Raw genomic sequence first — 16,195 nt, 5'->3', positions numbered from 1 at the left:
GCTTCTAAGATAATGAAAAAACACATTCGCTTAATTAACACGCTATTGAGTGCATCCTTGTTACTGTTAACCCTTAGTTATACCAGTTTGAGCTTTGCTGCTGTCGATGCAGCTAATGCTGTTAATCTTGAGTTTGTTACTGCAAAACAGCTGGAAGATAGCATCCAGTTAAATCAGGCTTATGAAAAATACCAACAAATTTCCGAGCAATATAGCGAGTCAGTAATCGGAAAGTTGAGTAAAATTCGACTCAATGAGCTCGATACTCAAGTATTTAGAAATGGCGTTAAAGTGGATAATGACACCTATCCTCAGGCGAGTAAGTTGGCGCTAATTAACTCTGTGGTTAAAGCACTATCGAACCATGACTATCAATATTTTTTTGCTCACTTAGTCATGCCAGAAAATGGAACTGTATATTTTGAAGGGGTGGAGCAAGAGGAGTATAACAAGCTTATTAAGCAAGTCTCTGGGCTAAAGGCCGATATTCGCGAACGCCTTATTAATGATTACAAAGCCATTGCCGTGAGTTTACAAAACGAAACCGAAACGTCATTTGCTAGTGCAATCATTAATGCAGATCAGAGCCAATTTAACCTATCGATAAATGGTTGTTTTACCGCTGATTCGATTAACACTTGTTATAACTATCGAACAGCGCAAGGTCACCGCCACATCATCTTGGAGCAAGCGGGCCGCTTCTATTTATCAGGGGTATAATCGCTAATACGGCTGTGAGCAAATAAAAGGACGCGAGTTAGCGTCCTTTATCATGATGTTAAGTCGTGCGTTGTAGGCAGATTTTTATTAATCAGCCTGCATCCAATCAACTTTGACGCCTGCTTGGGCAAACATATCTTCGCTGATCTTAATCTTGTCGCCCCAGCGTGACTGAAAATCTTCGCTTGGCATTGGGCTGTGTACAGTGCTTAAGCCTGTTTGGATGATTTTTGCCGCGCAGTTAGGGCAAGGAAAGTGCGTTACCCAAATCTCACAACCACTAAGGTCACGCTTAGCGTAAAGAATGGCGTTTTCTTCAGCGTGCAAGGTTTTGAGTAGCTTCATTTCACGGTTGTCGGTTTCCGCGCTATCAGACACACCATGTGGATAACCATTAAAACCTAAAGAAACAATTCGGTTATTTTCAGTGATCACCGCACCCACTTGAGTAGAGGGATCTTTACTCCAAGATGCAACGAGCTCGGCCATCTGTAAAAAACGTGTCGCCCATTTTGTCATCATCGAATTGAAACTCCTAAATCTATGCTATTGAATAAACCGCTCAAACTAGTTGTTATTCTCTATGCAGAACAATGATAAATCAACAAATAAGCCATCCAATAAGCAATAAGACTGCCCTGAGTCTGTGGTTCATGTGTATTTTTGGTATTTATTTGATGTAAGCCAACGATTAAGTTCGCTACTTAGGTTTATGATCCTTGTCTATTTTGCATAACAGAAGTTGCTCACAGATGACCAAGATCAATCCACAACGACTCGTTGAACATTTTATCTCACTAGTGAAAATCGACAGTGAATCAGGCAATGAAAAAGCAGTGGCTGAGGCGTTGGCTGAGCAGCTTGGCGAGCTGGGTTTTGAAGTGACTAAACTTGCGGTGCCTGATGAAATCACCAATGGCTTTAATATTTATGGCAAATTAGCAGGTGAGCTTGAAGGTAGCATCGTTTTCAGTAGCCATATGGACACAGTAACGCCTGGTAATGGCATTGAGCCAATTATTGAAGACGGTATTATTCGCTCTAAAGGCGACACCATTTTAGGTGGTGATGACAAGTCAGGTATTGCCGCTGTGATGGAGGCTATTCGCAGTATCCAAGAGCAGGGCAAAGCGCATAAAACGATTGAAGTCGCGTTTACGGTGTTTGAAGAGCGAGGCATGCATGGCGCTAAGAGTTTTGATATCAGTAAGATTGAATCAAGCCAAGCTATCGTACTCGATTCTGGTGGCCCTATTGGCACAATTATAACCACTGCGCCGGGTCAGCAGAGCTTAAAAATCACCATTAAAGGCAAACCCGCTCATGCTGGTCTAGAACCTGAAGCAGGTGTAAATGCCTTAACTGTGGCTGCCGATGCAATTAGTAAGATGCAGCTTAGCCGCATTGATGAAGAAACAACGGCTAACATTGGTGTGGTACAAGGTGGGCAGGCAACCAACATTGTGATGCCAGAGCTGTATATTGAAGCTGAAGCGCGCTCACTTAATGATGACAAACTGGCTAAACAAGTTGCTCATATGGTGTCGACTTTTGAAGCGGCGGCGCAAAAGCATGGCGCTATTGTAGAGATTGACTCAAGTCGCTCTTATAACGCGTACCATATTGCTGATGATGACGCGCATGTGTTAGAGATTAAAGACACGTTTGCCGCTATTGGCATTGATGCGATGACCAAGCCGACTGGCGGTGGTTCGGACGCTAACATCTTTAACGCTAATGGCTTAAAGACGGTTAACTTATCAACGGGGATGGCTAAAGTGCACACCACCGATGAGTTTATTGCGGTTGCCGATATGGTGGCGATAACTGACTTCATTCATTGTTATCTAACCCGCTAATTACTCATTTTAGTCATAAAAAAGCTCGGCTTAAGCCGAGCTTTTTTATTTGATGGGATGGTAATTAGCTACTTCTTGGCATGCTTATCTAAATATTCCAGTACCAGTTTTTGATCGGCTGCATTTAGCCCTGAGCGTGGAAACATACTTTTGGTGATCCCTTTCCATTGATTGATGGTGTATTCATCAGGATGAGGAGAAGCATGGCATAGGCTACAGCTGCCATAGAAGAGTGTTTCACCTTTTGATTGGGTACCTTTTTTATTACCACTCACCGCTTTTAGGCGTGTGCCAAGCTGCAGGCTCCATATATCAACCGCATTTTTGGCTGTCATTATTTCTGGTGGAGTGTAGGCGAGGTTTTCCGATTGTGGGTCAGTGCATTTTTTGAAATAGGCTAAACAGGTATTAGCACTGGTTGCTTGGCTTAATCCACTGCAGGGCTTACTTGAGGTTAGCATGTTGATTGAGCCCGAATTACAGCGACCTTTATCATCAAGTTGCAGCCAGGCGCCTTCATGAATGTAAATCACTCCTGGCATGCAATCGGCGATGATTTTTGCGCCGCACAGAGTTATACCGCGATCATTATAAACTTCGATTATATCGCCCTCTTTTACGCCCCTTTCTTTTGCGTCTGCAGCATTGATCATGGCAATTTGTCGACCTGCTACAGACTCGTGGGAATTGACCTCTGTATTGGCCATTTGTGAATGAAGCCGCATCCAAGGGTGTGGGCTGAGCACTTGGACTTGGCCCTCTTTTGCATTGCCTAGCCACTCAAACGGTGGCATCCATTTAGGCATTCCGGGACAATCTGCGATGTTAAAGGCATCAATGGTTGAGCTATACAGTTCAATTTTTCCTGAAGGCGTGTGCAGAGGGTGCTTGTTGGGATTTTGATAGAAGTCTGCGTGACGTACATAAGCATCAGCCGCTTTTGGCGTGGCTAAATGGCTGATGCCATTGTTCCAGAAGGTATCAAAGCCATCGGGGCCGTCGGAATTTTCATAAGAGTGGCGCAAATGCTCCATCATGGTTTTGCCGCCAGTGTACTGGTCATGCACGTTAAACATAAATGCAAGTCGCGAGAAGATCTCGTAATCATCTAAGCTTTCGCCAACAGGTTCAATTACCTGTTTCATCGCATAAATTTTATTATTGCTATAGGTGCCACCAGAGCTCATATCGTTACGCTCAAGTGTCGTGGTAGAGGGGAGCACGATATCGGCATAGCGAGAAGAAGCGCACCACCATGGATCTTGGCAAATTACCGTATCGACTTTTTCTAAGGCTTTAATTAATTCGTTGGTGTTCTGTTGATGGGACATTAAGTTATTGCCAGAGTTATAAATTAACTTAGTGTCGGGGAAGGTTTTTGGGCTGCCATCACGGCTAAACGCCTTACCGGGGTTATTGAGCATTTCTGAAATTAGTACTACAGGAACTGTCTTGGTGACTGGATTTCGCCCTTGAGATAATCCGATAGGCATGCGCGTGCCTGATTGCGGCATGCCGCCACAGCCATAATGCCAGCTAAAACCACAGCCCACACCGGGTTTACCAATTTTACCCGCCATGGCTGTGAAGTTAATGATAGCCCAGTGGACCATCTCGCCATGATCGGCTCGCTGTAGTGACCAGCCCGCAGCAATTTGAGTGCGTTTAGTCACCATGATTTCGGCAAGCTCAATAATTTGTGCTGTACTTAGCCCTGTAATAGCTGCTGCCCATTCAGGGGTTTTCTTTATGCCGTCTTCACTACCATCGAGGTAGGCAAGATACTTATCAAATCCTGTGGTGTATTTGTCTAGGTAGGCTTGATCATGTTGCTTGCTGCTATATAAATGGTATGACATCGCTGTAAATAGCGCGGTATCTGTACCGGGGCGAATATGGATAACTTCACTATCAAGGTGATTATCTGAGTAGGTTTTCTGTGGATTGATAGAGATAAACTTGATGCCTTTTTTAGCAAAATCTAGCCAATGCTGATGCATCTGATGATCCGCAACCGTAAATTCAATACGGTTGGTTTTAAAGGGGTCACAACCGACAAAGATAAAGACTTGGGTATTTTTTCCGATAACCTCCCAAGCGGTTTGCGGAGAGTAGACCTCTAAGTCGCCAATAATGTGGGGCAATATCACTTCTGATGCGCCCGCGGAATAATCGCCACTGCAGCTACTTTGCCCCCCGATAAGATTAAAAAATCGACCTTGTAAGGTTTGTGGACGCATCAAGCCTGAATGAGACCAGCCTCCGTATGAGGAGCTGAAAATAGCTTCATTACCGTGTTCTTGAATGGTCTTTGCGATGGCATAAGAGGTCAGTGCTATAGCAGTTTTCCAGTCCACCCGCACAAAAGGTTCCTTACCGCGCAACTCTGGCTTGTGATCACCTAATGGGTTGTCATAAAAGGATTTACGCACCATGGGGTACATAATGCGCGTATCACTGTAGGTACGGCCTAATACGCCCTTAGTTAGCATCTCTGTTGGAAACTCATCAATATCGTTGATGGGCTGAATGCCAATGAGTTTGCCGTTTTTAACCACGGCTTTGAATGGACCGTAGTGAGAAGCATGATGGATAACTTGGGTATCATCTGCAAATACTTTGCTCGCAGGGAATAAAGTCAGCCCTTGGGCAGCGAAAGCTGAGGCTAATGAAGCTTTCAAAAAGTGACGTCTTGATATTGCCATGTTTTATTCCTAATTAAACTGCCTGCAACCCCGCTTATCGTGCTCCCCATATCGTCACTGTTCGAATGCGGTTTCTGTCATCTAATAGCGGATTCTTGTGTCTGTTTTTTAAACTTTAACTATCATTATTGTAGTTCAAGATAAAAAGCTGACACGGATTTAAAAGATGGAATATCAATATGAAGAGAGCTTGGCATTTTCTTACTAAACCGAGTGCTAAATACTCGGTTTTTACTATTGCGCTTATTGCAGTCGTTATGACTCTCGTTGGTGTGTTTGTATTTCATGAGTCGGTTGAATATAGCTCGAGCACCGAGTTTTGCGTTTCCTGTCATTCAATGGATGAGAACTACAATGAATATAAAAATACCATTCACTTTAAAAATGCCGCAGGAGTGCGGGCTGAATGCCGTAATTGCCATATTCCGGAAGATAACCCGATAGACTTTCTTAAAGCCAAGATCGGCGGTTTAGGTGATATTTATAGCGAGTATATTTCTGGTGATGTCGATACTCCCTTAAAGTTTGAGCAACACAGACAAAAGATGGCTGAAGATGTTTGGAAAATGATGGCTGACACTAACTCAGCACCCTGTAAAAGCTGCCACACTTATGATGCTATGGATCATGCCAAGCAATCACCAGCAGCGGCTGCAGCCATGACCGGTGCTGCAGCTAAAAATATGAACTGTATCGAGTGTCATAAAGGCATCGCGCATCAGTTGCCGATGGTGAGTGAGAAGTTTCATGAGGTGTTTAAACAGTTAAAAGCAAATTCAGCTATAGCGCCGTCAGTCACCACGCTTTACACATTAACGGAGAAGCAACTCTATAGAGATCCAGATGAAAGTGGCACCAATGAAGGAATGCTGTTACCTGCATCTACTGTAACTGTGTTAGCGACTAAAAATGACATGTTGCAGATTAAATTTTCCGGCTGGCATGAAAAGTCTGCTCAAAGTGGCATTATTACTCAAGAGCTTGGAAAATTGATAAGTGTTGCTAAGTTGAAAGAGTCTGCTAAAGCGACAGAGAAACTGATCCAAGAAAAACGCGACCCAACCACCGGGATGATGTGGCAACAGGTTGAGGTAACAGCCTGGATTACCCAGACTTACTTGCAACCTAACATCGACTCTATTTGGCAATATGCTGAAGGTATGTATAACGAGACTTGTAGTGCCTGCCATGCTGTGACAGCCCCAGATTTCTTACCAGCAAATCAGTGGATAAGCTCGTTAAAGTCGATGAAGCCTTATAACTCTCTCACGCCGACAGAGGAACAGACGCTGCTAAAGTATTTACAAGTGCATGGGAAAGACATGATGAGGTCAAACTGATACGGCTTTTGTTTATTATGGTATAGCGTTAGAAATACAAAAAAGCTCGGCTTAAGCCGAGCTTTTTTGTTTATGAAGATTGCTGTTCAAATATTAAAACAGATCCGCGTTTAGCCATAAGTGACACAAGATACTCGCTGCATAACCAAGGGCAATTACTGGCATCCATTTTAGGTGGCCAAAGAAGGTGTATTTACCGTGGGCGGCGCCCATTAGTGCCACACCAGCCGCGGAACCGATAGATAACATACTGCCGCCAACGCCTGCGGTTAAGGTCACTAGCAGCCAGTTACCTAAGCTCAGTTCAGGCTGCATGGTGAGTACCGCAAACATCACTGGAATATTATCAACAATGGCTGAAAGTATGCCGACCATAACGTTAGCCCAAACAGGATCCCACTGGTTGTACATCACATCTGACACCATACCGAGATAACCTAACAAGCTCAGTCCGCCAACACACATAACAACGCCATAGAAAAACAGCAAGGTATCCCACTCTGCGTGTGATACACGTTTAAATACATCAAATGGAACCACTGAACCTAAGCGTTTTAGTGCAGTTTCATCTTTATTGGCTAAGGCAACGGCCTTCTTTTTCTCTAACGAGCGTGGCAAGGTTTTGCGTAGGTAAAAACCAAAGAACTGCAAATAACCTAGACCCATCATCATGCCAATAACTGGTGGGAAGTGGACTAAAGCGTGGAAGCTTACGGCTGTGGCAATGGTTAGAATAAATAGCGCGACAATGCGTTTGGCACCACGTTTAAGCTCGACCTTCTCATTCGCACAATCGGGCTTAGTTTTAGGTACAAAGAACGACATGATCACTGCCGGAATAATGTAATTAACCAGCGATGGAATAAACAAGTCTGTAAATTCAACAAAGCTGACTAAGCCTGTTTGCCACACCATTAAGGTTGTGATGTCGCCAAATGGACTGAATGCGCCGCCTGCGTTGGCTGCAACCACTATATTAATACAGGCGATATTAATAAATTTTAAATTGTCTCCACCGACTTTCATAACAACGGCACACATTAACAGAGCGGTTGTAAGGTTATCTGCGATAGGTGAAATAACAAAAGAGAGAAAGCCGGTTAGCCAAAATAAGGTGCGGAAATTAAAGCCTTTACTGACCATCCATGCTTGCAAACTATCAAACAATCGTCTTTCTTCCATGGCGCTGATATAGGTCATTGCAACCAGTAAGAACAGCAATAGCTCAGAGTATTCTAGTAAGTTATGCTCTAAGGCCTGTTTAGCCACTTCAATCTGGCCTTGTTGTTGATAAGCAAAACCTATCATCAACCAGATAATGCCGGCTGCTAACAGTACTGGTTTTGATTTACGCAGTTGTAAATATTCTTCTCCCATCACTAAACAATAAGCCAGAAAAAATATGATTAATGCTGCATAACCTACACCCGATTGTGTTAAATCCAGTCCAGCGTCGCTGGCAAAAGCGGGTGTTGCTAGTCCCAAGGATATTATGGCTAAAATTAATTGGCTGACTCTCATGTGACTTCTCGACTCCTTGAAGGCATTAAGTAGTTTTATAACAATGCATTACGAATTAAATCAGATAACTAACCCATGCATTGTTAAGTAAGGGTGTTATTTTTGTTGCGCATTTTAACGTGAATGGGGAGAACAATACAGGTGAATAGGGGATTTGTAGTTAGGACTTTAGTGTATGAGACCGTGAGTAATACAATACAAATGCGGGATTGGCCACCAAAAAGGCGAGTCGGATGAGGTCGTGAGAACAGACATTGGCGCGGTTTAGTTGAACCGAGCCAATGTTATAAGGATTGTTAGATAATAAACTTAGCGATAAAGTTACCTACATTGCCAAAGCTTGCTATGCCCATTCCCAATACAATCACAACTCCCATGAGCGACAAGTAAAGCGGATGCTTATAGTCGCCAACAATGTCTTTGCGACGAGTAGCAGTAAGCATAAATGCTAGCACGATAGGTAAGATTAAACTGTTAATCAGGCCTGCCAACATTAACAATAAAATAGGCATATCCATCAATATAGTGCCAACGCTGGTGAATATGATAAAGCCAATACAGCACGCTTTTTCTTGGCGCTTAATTACAGGGAATAGGGTTTTAACTAAAGACACTGCCATATATGAATTACCTACAACTGAGGTAATCGAGGCGACAAATAGCACTAGACCAAAAATAAAATAACCTAAATCACCGGCACCTTGTTTGAACGCATCGGCTGCAGGGTTACTTGTATCTAATACGCCGCCAGCTGCAATAACGCCAAATACAGCTAAGAACAATAAGATTCGGATAACCACGGCAATTGAGATCCCCGCCCAAGCAGCAGACTTAATTGCGCCTATGTTGTCTTTGCCTTGCAGTCCTATATCAACCAATCTTTGTGCGCCAGTATAGTAGCCGCCCACTGCACCGCCGACGATCGTAAGCGTTGGTAGTATTAGGTTACCAATATCAACAGGCATGACCGCAGCGGTTAAAGTTTCCCCCATAGGTGGTAAGCTAGTCATGGCAACATAGGCGATTAGAATTATCATAAACAGGCCTAAATAACGGGCCATTTGATCCATGCGCTTTGAGGCGTTATGCAAAACAAACAGTAGGCAACCTACTACTCCAGTAAATAGTGCTCCCCAGATGGTATCAACACCGGTTAGCACATTTAACCCTAGTGCAGCACCGCTGACGTTACCAAAGTTAAAAGCCACAGCACCAAGGGCTAATAAAATACCGATAAAATAACCTGCACCTGGGGCAATCTTATTCGCGATATCTTGGATCCGTAAACCAGAAACTCCGACAATACGCCATAGGTTCATGACAATGGCAAATGTGATAAACATTGAGGCAAAAACAGGGAATGCCATATCTATTTTATAGATATTGGTGAATACGGCCGTTTGGGTTAGGAAACCTGGGCCAACTGATGTCATTGCCATTAAAAAGGCAACACTAAGAATTGCTTTATTTTTCCAAGCGTGAGTATTTGTTACGCTAGTTGTAGGTGTTATTTTAGGTGCGGTTTGGCTGGTCATTCTGGTCTCAAAAATGGTTGTCTCTCACTTTATAAAAATAGAGAAACAACTGACCGAGATCAGCTGATATAGAGCAAAAAGAAAAGATAGGGTAAGCCGCAGCGGGCCGCTTTTTGCTGGGGGCGGATATTAATGATTACCTATAAGCAAGTCAACAAATTCATGGTTAATTTCAGAGGACTAGTCAATTTTAGCCATGAATATCTTGGGCATTGTAGGTTGATTGTATATCCGTTTTTTTAGAGAGCGCTAAATGAATGATGTCGATTCAAGCCGCTATAAATAAGAGCATATTTAAGGTTCGTTGATAACGTGTACTGATTGGGCTTATTGACGTGAATCACGCTCTGAGCGATAACTTAATCAGGGTTAACATGCAGGGGTCACTATGGGTACTAAAGTTAGAAAAGATAATTGCTATCGAATCACCATTGAAGAAATTGGCATAGATGAGCAAGTTAAGGGGAGGACATTAGAGTTTGAGTTGGAAGATAGAGAAGATCTGTTCAAAATTGTTGAAAGCCTCAAACAAGCGAGCGGTTTAGATGCATCATTGGCGACTAGAGTCGGAGTTGCATTACGTCTATTAGGGCCAGTGATGATGGGGGATCGTAAACATCCATTGTTTGTGGATTTTATGCCGCACTTTAAAACGTTTATGCAGCATCTGAAAAACACGGTGAATAACAATAAACCTGCAGATACTCGTGATTCTTAGGTTTTTTATAAGAGTATGCTTGTTATTGGTTGAGAGAAAAGCTGGACTCAATAGTGAAAAAAGTTTGTGTCTTGAATACTGGCGAGAATCCACTAACATTTGTGACGGTCGCTATTGAGCATAGGCCTTGTATTGCCTACAATAGCGCACTTTTTATTTACAGCAATTTATACTACAGGCCAGGATTATGACTGACACTACTGCAAAACCAGCATTACCAGATCGTCTTTCAGTTAACCCACGTAGCCCACATCATGTGGAAGCTATTTTTGAATTCGATATCGGTATTACGGTTAACGGTAAAGAGCGTTTTGATGTTGAAGAATACTGCATCAGCGAAGGTTGGGTTAAAGTGCCTTCTCACAAAGCATTAGACCGTCGTGGTCAGCCTTTGATGATCACTGTAAAAGGCACTATTGAAGCATTTTATAAGTAAACATAAGCTTTTATTATGCTTAATCAATTAAAAGGTCGCGTTAGCGGCCTTTTTTGTTGGCGTAATTTTGTTGTTATTAACTCATTAAAGATAAACTGCTTTTGATACTGATTGGTATTGTCATTTCGCTGATATATATTGGTTAATCTAACCGAGTAAACAGCACAAAGTAGAGGGCTTGAATGTCTTTAGCCAAAATTATCGCTAGTATTATCTTCCTTGTTTCCCCCATGGCTTTTGCCAATATCAGTTTAGCGCGCGAACAACCTCAGCTCCAAACTCATAAGCTTAGCTTAAATGCCTTTGAAAATATTGATAAAGCGCTGCCTTTACCACCTGAACTGCTGACAAAGATTTATCCTGACGTTGCCGTTATCCGTTTAAATAAAGCAAAAGATTTGATTGCAGAGTTTGACAATAATCACTATCAACTGAGCACTGTACTCCAAAGCCAACAGCTCCCTAGTTACTTTATTGAAAACCTACCTAATGATTTAAATGAGCTTACGGTAGCTAATAAAATCTCAGGTTTTATTCGTTTAATGTTACCGACGATTAAGGCGGTTAATAACCAGTTATTACGAGTCAGAGCGCAGGTTATTACGCTATCAGCAAAGCCTAAATCACAGTGGTCGGCAGCGGAAACTCAGTGGTTACAAGGCTTGTTTGATACATATCTTGTAGAGTCTAAAAATATTGATGAGCTTTTGCTGCGGCTCGATATAGTGCCTACTGGTATGGTGCTGGCTCAGGCGATAGATGAAAGTGGTTGGGGCAGCAGTTATTTTGCTAAAGCTGGCAATAACCTGTTCGGTGAGCATTTATCACAAAGCGGTGGGGACTATTTAACGACGCCTGGTGGCGATGTAAAGGTGGCTGCTTTTGCTAATTTGTACCAAAGTACGGCGAGTTACATGCATAACCTGAATACGACTTTAGCGTATCAAGAGCTTAGAATATTACGCCGTGCTTTAGCGCAGAAAAATCAATTAACAGGTTATGAGTTGGTGCAAGCTTTGACTCATTACTCGACCAGAGGCCAAGCATACGTAGATAACCTGCGCGCATTGATTAAGCGACATAGTTTAGATAGTTACGCTAAAGCAAATTTACTTGAGACAGGCAGCAAGCGTTATCGGTTTAATGAACCGATTAAGCGGTAATTTTCTAAGTTAAAATAATACTAACGAGAGATTTTTTTGTGGACTCTATTACTCAAGCGGCGTTAGGCGCCACGGTTGCTGGCGTTATAGCGGGGAAACGTTGCAATGCTAAAGTATTACTTGCAGGTGCATTGCTTGGCACTTTACCTGATTTGGATGTATTTATTGATTACGGTGATGATATTAGTAATACCGTTAAGCATCGTGGTTTCTCACATTCGTTATTAATATTATTGCCGTTTTCTTTATTGCTAGCTGGTTTATTTAAACGTTTTAAACCGTTAGCCGGTTGGTCATTTTCTCGATTGTGGTTTCTTATTGCTGCGAGCTTAATCACTCACCCACTACTAGATACGTTTACGAGTTATGGCACCCAGTTACTCTGGCCCATTGCAGGTTATTATTCGTTGTCGAGCGTGTTTATTATTGATCCCTTGTATACCTTGCCATTACTTATTGCTATTGGCGTTGGCTTAGTAAAACGGCCATTACTGAGTCGGTGCTGCGCGATTGGCTTGATACTATCATCAGTCTATTTGGGTTGGACACTGTTTGCCAAAGGGCTGATTGAGAACCGAGCTGAAGCTAGCATCGCTGCGGTATCGATAAATGCAGATGCTGTTTTTATTACGCCAACGCCGTTAAATACCTTGTTGTGGCGAGTGGTGTTCCTCGACGGCGAACGTTATTGGGAGGGCTTAGCATCGGTATTAGATAATCAACCTAATATCGAGTTTATCGCTCAGCCTAAGGGTCAGTGGCCGTTAGCTGTAGAGCCTAGTGAGCTGACAGCACTACAAACCTTTACTCATGATTTTGTGCGCTATGACGTGCAAGCTGACGATTTGGTTGTGAGTGATTTACGCTTGGGTATGTTTGGTAACTTGGCCTTTAAGTTCAAGTTTGCAGAGCTAGGCGATAATGGTAAGTGGCAACCGATACTGCCCACTCGCTTGCCTCAAGGTACTACTAGAGGTGATATGAGCAAGCTACGTGACCGTGCTCTAGGTGACCAAAGCATTAATGCAAGCTTAGACTTATGTGCAGCGGCAACTTGCTAAAGTCACCCGCGGAGCGACTAGGATTTCCTTGCAGCTCCGCGTTATCGTCAATTATTTATCGCCTTCATTTTTATTGATTAACAATATCACCAGTAACATACCAAAAAAGGTCACAATACTGACTTGTAAGGGACCTGAGATCTCAAAGCCCATTTTACTGCCATTGAGAATATCAAAAATATCTTTTAATGCACCGATTGAGATCAGCGCCATTGAACCAGATAAGACGCGGGTAAATCGTTTACTGTTGCGGGTACGAATTTTTTCGTAAAGTTTACCGGTTTCGTTGATGATCTCTTGTTGGCGATGCTGGATTTTATCTAAGGTATCTTGAGTGCGGGTGTGCAGCTTTTCAAAATCCATATAATGAAAGACCTTTTGGATCATCCTAGTATGGTCTGGGAAGGTCATCATACTACCTGCATTAATCAGATCTAATAACCAGTGAGCATCAATAGTAAACTGCTTTAAACACTCGCCTTCATCGGTAAGCTTTTTAACCTGAGCTCGCAATTTTGCCGCTGAGGCGTTTTTGCTTTTGAGCTTAGGGACGGCTTGCTCTAAGTTTATCCGTAGCTGTTTGTCGAGTAGCTTATTGGTTAGGTGAAACAGGTTATTGACCGCTGCTGCAACCTCCATCATTTCTGATGATTGCTCTAGTACCCAATTCGGCTGCTGTAATAAACCCAGTACGCATTCATGGTGGTTAGTAAACACAAACTCGTCGTGGTTATAACAGTCTCGATTAAGGTTATGTTGCTCGTGGGTGACGCTGCGCAGGCACCAATCATCAACGGCACTTCGGAGTTCTCGCTGCGGTAGTACAAAGGCTGGGTAAGCAAAGTGCGACTTAAGAGATTTAGCGGTCATGGCTTGGTGCTTATCGCCAATGCGTTCAGCAACTCTATCTAGCATGGTCGAGACAAAGCGATTTTCCGAGGTGTTAAAAATGATTAAGTCGTCGACCTCTTCTTTATAGTGGTCAAAAAAACGATTTAAGATATCGCCAAGTTCGCTAAAACGATGTTTGGCAAAATCTTCTAACAGACCCACTTGTTGATCGTGCCAGCGCATATCTTGATCCATCGCAAAGGGGGTACCTAAAGACATGGCGTGACGAACGCCGCTCGCAGTGACATTATCGAGTGGTGCTTTTAGATTCAGTGCAAATATGCCCATTGGATAGTAAATAAGTTCGACATCAAACGTTAGTCGTTGACCGCTGTCGGTTTTATTACGAAACGGTAAGCTTAGCTCTGGTAGCTGCCATGAATAGATATCTTCAAAGTCTCTGGCAATGCCGGCCCAAATGTCATTTAACATATTACTTTGCGGCGTTTCTGCTGCCCAATCACTTAGATAAAGAGGGTGCTTGGCTGGGGCGTTGGCAACAATATCTTTTAAGGTTTGCCTTAACTCTCTCGTTACAAGGTGATTGATATTGGCAAAGTAGGAAATACTTATCATACCGCGCTCAACAATTAGCTCACCTGAGGCTTTTTGTCTGTTTTCACTAAAGAAGGTTAAAGGTGGCCACAGTGCTTCAAGATCCGTTGACATGATGTATTTGTCATCAGCTGTTAGCGCATTGACTGCTTGTATAAACTTAGGCCGTAATTGGGTCATCTTAGCAGTTAGTAATGTAGGCTCCCCCCAGCGAATAGCGTATAGCTCGGCAATAATGCTTATGCCGTCATTAAAGTGTTGATAAGCGGCAAATTCAGGAACAAGGTATTTGGCGTATAGCTGGTGTTCAGTGGTATTGAAGCTATTGGTCAGTGCACTGACGTGGGCAAGATGATTAGCAATATTGGTTGCTGCTTCAGCCATTAGCCAATCTTGGCTGGTGTATATGCCTCGGTCGATATAACAGATATCAATTTGAATTGCCGCGAAAGCACATAATGCTTTACTTAAACCTGAGTTTGGCAATGTTTCAAGGGCTGTAATGCTTGATTTAACTAAGGTTTCGGCATGCAGGTACCAGTTACTCTCTTCAATTTCGTGGCGGGCATAGCTGTAACAAGCACAGAATAATAATAGAACTTCAGCGGGTGGCAGTGATTGTAACTGTTCTTTATCAATCTTAGCTTGTTGCTCAAGTTGGTTTGTGATCTCAAATGCACTCGAATTGTAGCTTTGTAATGCTTTTCTGGCCCAGTGAAAACCTTGCTCAAAATCTTCAGCGCGAATGTATTCGAAAAAAGTATCAATAATGGATTGTTGGTTAGGATCCATATCCAGGGTCATAGTGCTTCCTTATTGAGTATGTTGTCACGCTGGTGGTTGAGTCTTGGATCTGTGCTGCTTAAGTAATAACTTTGAACAAAAATATGCTCAACTAGATCCCAAAGTTGCTGTGGACTAGGTAACGAGTTAGGCGCTTTACTAAGGGACATAAGTGCCATAGGTGTTGAGCCCATGTCGTCGTAATGCGGTGATAAATAGTCAATATTAAATCGACTAAAACCGAGTTTGTGATAAAAAGCTTCAGGGCCTGTTTCAGCTTCTACGAGCAGCCATGTTAAGTCTTGTTGCTGCTGAAAGAATGCAAATAGCTCATTGCAAAGCTGTTTACCTAAGCCTTGGCCTTGGCGCTCTGGAGCGATAAACAGATAACCTAATAGTGCAAACTCATGCTGAGGGTAAAGTTCTGTTAACGATACACCATAAACGCAGTCACCTTCATAGAGCACAACGCAGCGAGAACTCGCGTCATCAACTGCATGCTGCAAAGCCTCAACGGGTTCGCGTTCCCAATCAGGAAACACTTGGCAATAAATCGACATGGCGCTTTGCCACAGCGGACCAATAGCTTGCTTAAGTTGTTTTATCTGCATGATTTACCATATTTTTATAATTGTAAAAATCACATCAAATCTTGCCTAAACTCGACGTTAAAAACAAGATATCGGTTTTGTCTTAGTCATTACCTATTACCGATAAGGGGTTTAAAAATAGGTTAACGGGCCCACTCGAGTATCATTGGGATTAGCAATAGCTTGGATAAAGTAACAGTCTGTTATAACGGTTAGGGGCTGTATTGTACTCATTTTTAATGGAATGTTTAAAAGTGTGACTTGGGTGTGCTTTTTGTGTGATTTGTTTGCTTTGAGGCTTTCTATTTTAATAAATAA

At 42.7% G+C, this 16,195-nt stretch carries 13 protein-coding genes; 7 read left to right on the top strand and 6 right to left on the bottom strand.

The window, feature by feature from the left end; translation table 11 throughout:
• Positions 1–12 precede the first annotated feature (12 nt).
• A complete protein-coding gene (locus L2747_RS12745) occupies positions 13–720 on the top strand; it encodes a hypothetical protein (protein WP_248999402.1) in 708 nt (235 codons plus the stop codon).
• Positions 721–807: 87 nt separating this feature from the next.
• Here L2747_RS12745 and L2747_RS12740 read toward each other — a convergent pair whose 3' ends face one another.
• Positions 808–1,242: a dCMP deaminase family protein gene (locus tag L2747_RS12740; protein WP_248999401.1), complete on the bottom strand. Its 435-nt coding sequence runs from the start codon at positions 1,240–1,242 to the stop codon at positions 808–810.
• Positions 1,243–1,472: 230 nt separating this feature from the next.
• On the opposite strand from L2747_RS12740, the gene L2747_RS12735 reads away from it, so the two are divergent.
• Positions 1,473–2,579: a M20/M25/M40 family metallo-hydrolase gene (locus L2747_RS12735; protein WP_248999400.1), complete on the top strand. Its 1,107-nt coding sequence runs from the start codon at positions 1,473–1,475 to the stop codon at positions 2,577–2,579.
• Between the two features lie 68 nt (positions 2,580–2,647).
• Here the strand turns inward: L2747_RS12735 and L2747_RS12730 are convergent, their stop codons facing one another.
• Entirely contained in the window at positions 2,648–5,284 is a 2,637-nt protein-coding gene (locus L2747_RS12730; protein WP_248999399.1) for a molybdopterin-dependent oxidoreductase, read from the bottom strand.
• 179 nt (positions 5,285–5,463) lie between these two features.
• On the opposite strand from L2747_RS12730, the gene L2747_RS12725 reads away from it, so the two are divergent.
• A complete protein-coding gene (locus L2747_RS12725; RefSeq protein WP_248999398.1) occupies positions 5,464–6,624 on the top strand; it encodes a NapC/NirT family cytochrome c in 1,161 nt (386 codons plus the stop codon).
• Positions 6,625–6,717: 93 nt separating this feature from the next.
• Here L2747_RS12725 and nhaD read toward each other — a convergent pair whose 3' ends face one another.
• Positions 6,718–8,145, bottom strand: coding sequence for a sodium:proton antiporter NhaD (nhaD, locus tag L2747_RS12720; RefSeq protein ID WP_248999397.1), 1,428 nt, complete (start codon positions 8,143–8,145; stop codon positions 6,718–6,720).
• A gap of 296 nt (positions 8,146–8,441) precedes the next feature.
• Positions 8,442–9,680 carry an NRAMP family divalent metal transporter gene (locus L2747_RS12715; RefSeq protein ID WP_248999396.1) on the bottom strand — a complete coding sequence of 413 codons (1,239 nt, stop codon included), beginning with the start codon at positions 9,678–9,680 and terminating at the stop codon, positions 8,442–8,444.
• A gap of 388 nt (positions 9,681–10,068) precedes the next feature.
• Between L2747_RS12715 and L2747_RS12710 the strand changes: the two genes are divergently transcribed.
• The 4 genes from L2747_RS12710 (at position 10,069) to L2747_RS12695 (ending at position 13,058) form a co-directional block, all read left to right on the top strand.
• Positions 10,069–10,398 (top strand): DUF3861 domain-containing protein, encoded by a 330-nt coding sequence (locus L2747_RS12710; RefSeq protein WP_248999395.1) that lies wholly within the window; start codon positions 10,069–10,071, stop codon positions 10,396–10,398.
• Between the two features lie 187 nt (positions 10,399–10,585).
• Positions 10,586–10,834, top strand: coding sequence for a DUF3297 family protein (locus L2747_RS12705; RefSeq protein ID WP_248999394.1), 249 nt, complete (start codon positions 10,586–10,588; stop codon positions 10,832–10,834).
• 182 nt (positions 10,835–11,016) lie between these two features.
• Entirely contained in the window at positions 11,017–11,997 is a 981-nt protein-coding gene (locus L2747_RS12700) for a glucosaminidase domain-containing protein (RefSeq protein ID WP_248999393.1), read from the top strand.
• Between the two features lie 38 nt (positions 11,998–12,035).
• Positions 12,036–13,058 carry a metal-dependent hydrolase gene (locus tag L2747_RS12695; protein ID WP_248999392.1) on the top strand — a complete coding sequence of 341 codons (1,023 nt, stop codon included), beginning with the start codon at positions 12,036–12,038 and terminating at the stop codon, positions 13,056–13,058.
• Positions 13,059–13,109: 51 nt separating this feature from the next.
• On the opposite strand, the gene L2747_RS12690 is transcribed toward L2747_RS12695, so the two are convergent.
• The gene (locus L2747_RS12690; RefSeq protein WP_248999391.1) at positions 13,110–15,308 is read right to left on the bottom strand and encodes a hypothetical protein; all 2,199 of its coding nucleotides are present in this window, start codon (positions 15,306–15,308) and stop codon (positions 13,110–13,112) included.
• Entirely contained in the window at positions 15,305–15,898 is a 594-nt protein-coding gene (locus tag L2747_RS12685; RefSeq protein ID WP_248999390.1) for a GNAT family N-acetyltransferase, read from the bottom strand. Before L2747_RS12685 ends, L2747_RS12690 begins: the two co-directional genes overlap by 4 nt.
• Positions 15,899–16,195: the final 297 nt, after the last annotated feature.

The sequence above is a fragment of the Shewanella marinintestina genome, assembly GCF_023283845.1.
In the GTDB taxonomy this organism is placed as follows: Bacteria; Pseudomonadota; Gammaproteobacteria; order Enterobacterales; family Shewanellaceae; genus Shewanella; species Shewanella marinintestina.
The sequence above is the reverse complement of the archived record's forward strand: the minus strand, read 5'-3'. Positions and strand labels throughout refer to the sequence as shown.

Bases quoted from the DNA above. Each gene is read 5' to 3' on its own strand.
- L2747_RS12745 (WP_248999402.1), top strand. From the start codon at position 13: ATGAAAAAACACATTCGCTTAATTAACACGCTATTGAGTGCATCCTTG.
- L2747_RS12740 (WP_248999401.1), bottom strand. From the start codon at position 1,242: ATGATGACAAAATGGGCGACACGTTTTTTACAGATGGCCGAGCTCGTT.
- L2747_RS12735 (WP_248999400.1), top strand. From the start codon at position 1,473: ATGACCAAGATCAATCCACAACGACTCGTTGAACATTTTATCTCACTA.
- L2747_RS12730 (WP_248999399.1), bottom strand. From the start codon at position 5,284: ATGGCAATATCAAGACGTCACTTTTTGAAAGCTTCATTAGCCTCAGCT.
- L2747_RS12725 (WP_248999398.1), top strand. From the start codon at position 5,464: ATGAAGAGAGCTTGGCATTTTCTTACTAAACCGAGTGCTAAATACTCG.
- nhaD (WP_248999397.1), bottom strand. From the start codon at position 8,145: ATGAGAGTCAGCCAATTAATTTTAGCCATAATATCCTTGGGACTAGCA.
- L2747_RS12715 (WP_248999396.1), bottom strand. From the start codon at position 9,680: ATGACCAGCCAAACCGCACCTAAAATAACACCTACAACTAGCGTAACA.
- L2747_RS12710 (WP_248999395.1), top strand. From the start codon at position 10,069: ATGGGTACTAAAGTTAGAAAAGATAATTGCTATCGAATCACCATTGAA.
- L2747_RS12705 (WP_248999394.1), top strand. From the start codon at position 10,586: ATGACTGACACTACTGCAAAACCAGCATTACCAGATCGTCTTTCAGTT.
- L2747_RS12700 (WP_248999393.1), top strand. From the start codon at position 11,017: ATGTCTTTAGCCAAAATTATCGCTAGTATTATCTTCCTTGTTTCCCCC.
- L2747_RS12690 (WP_248999391.1), bottom strand. From the start codon at position 15,308: ATGACCCTGGATATGGATCCTAACCAACAATCCATTATTGATACTTTT.
- L2747_RS12685 (WP_248999390.1), bottom strand. From the start codon at position 15,898: ATGCAGATAAAACAACTTAAGCAAGCTATTGGTCCGCTGTGGCAAAGC.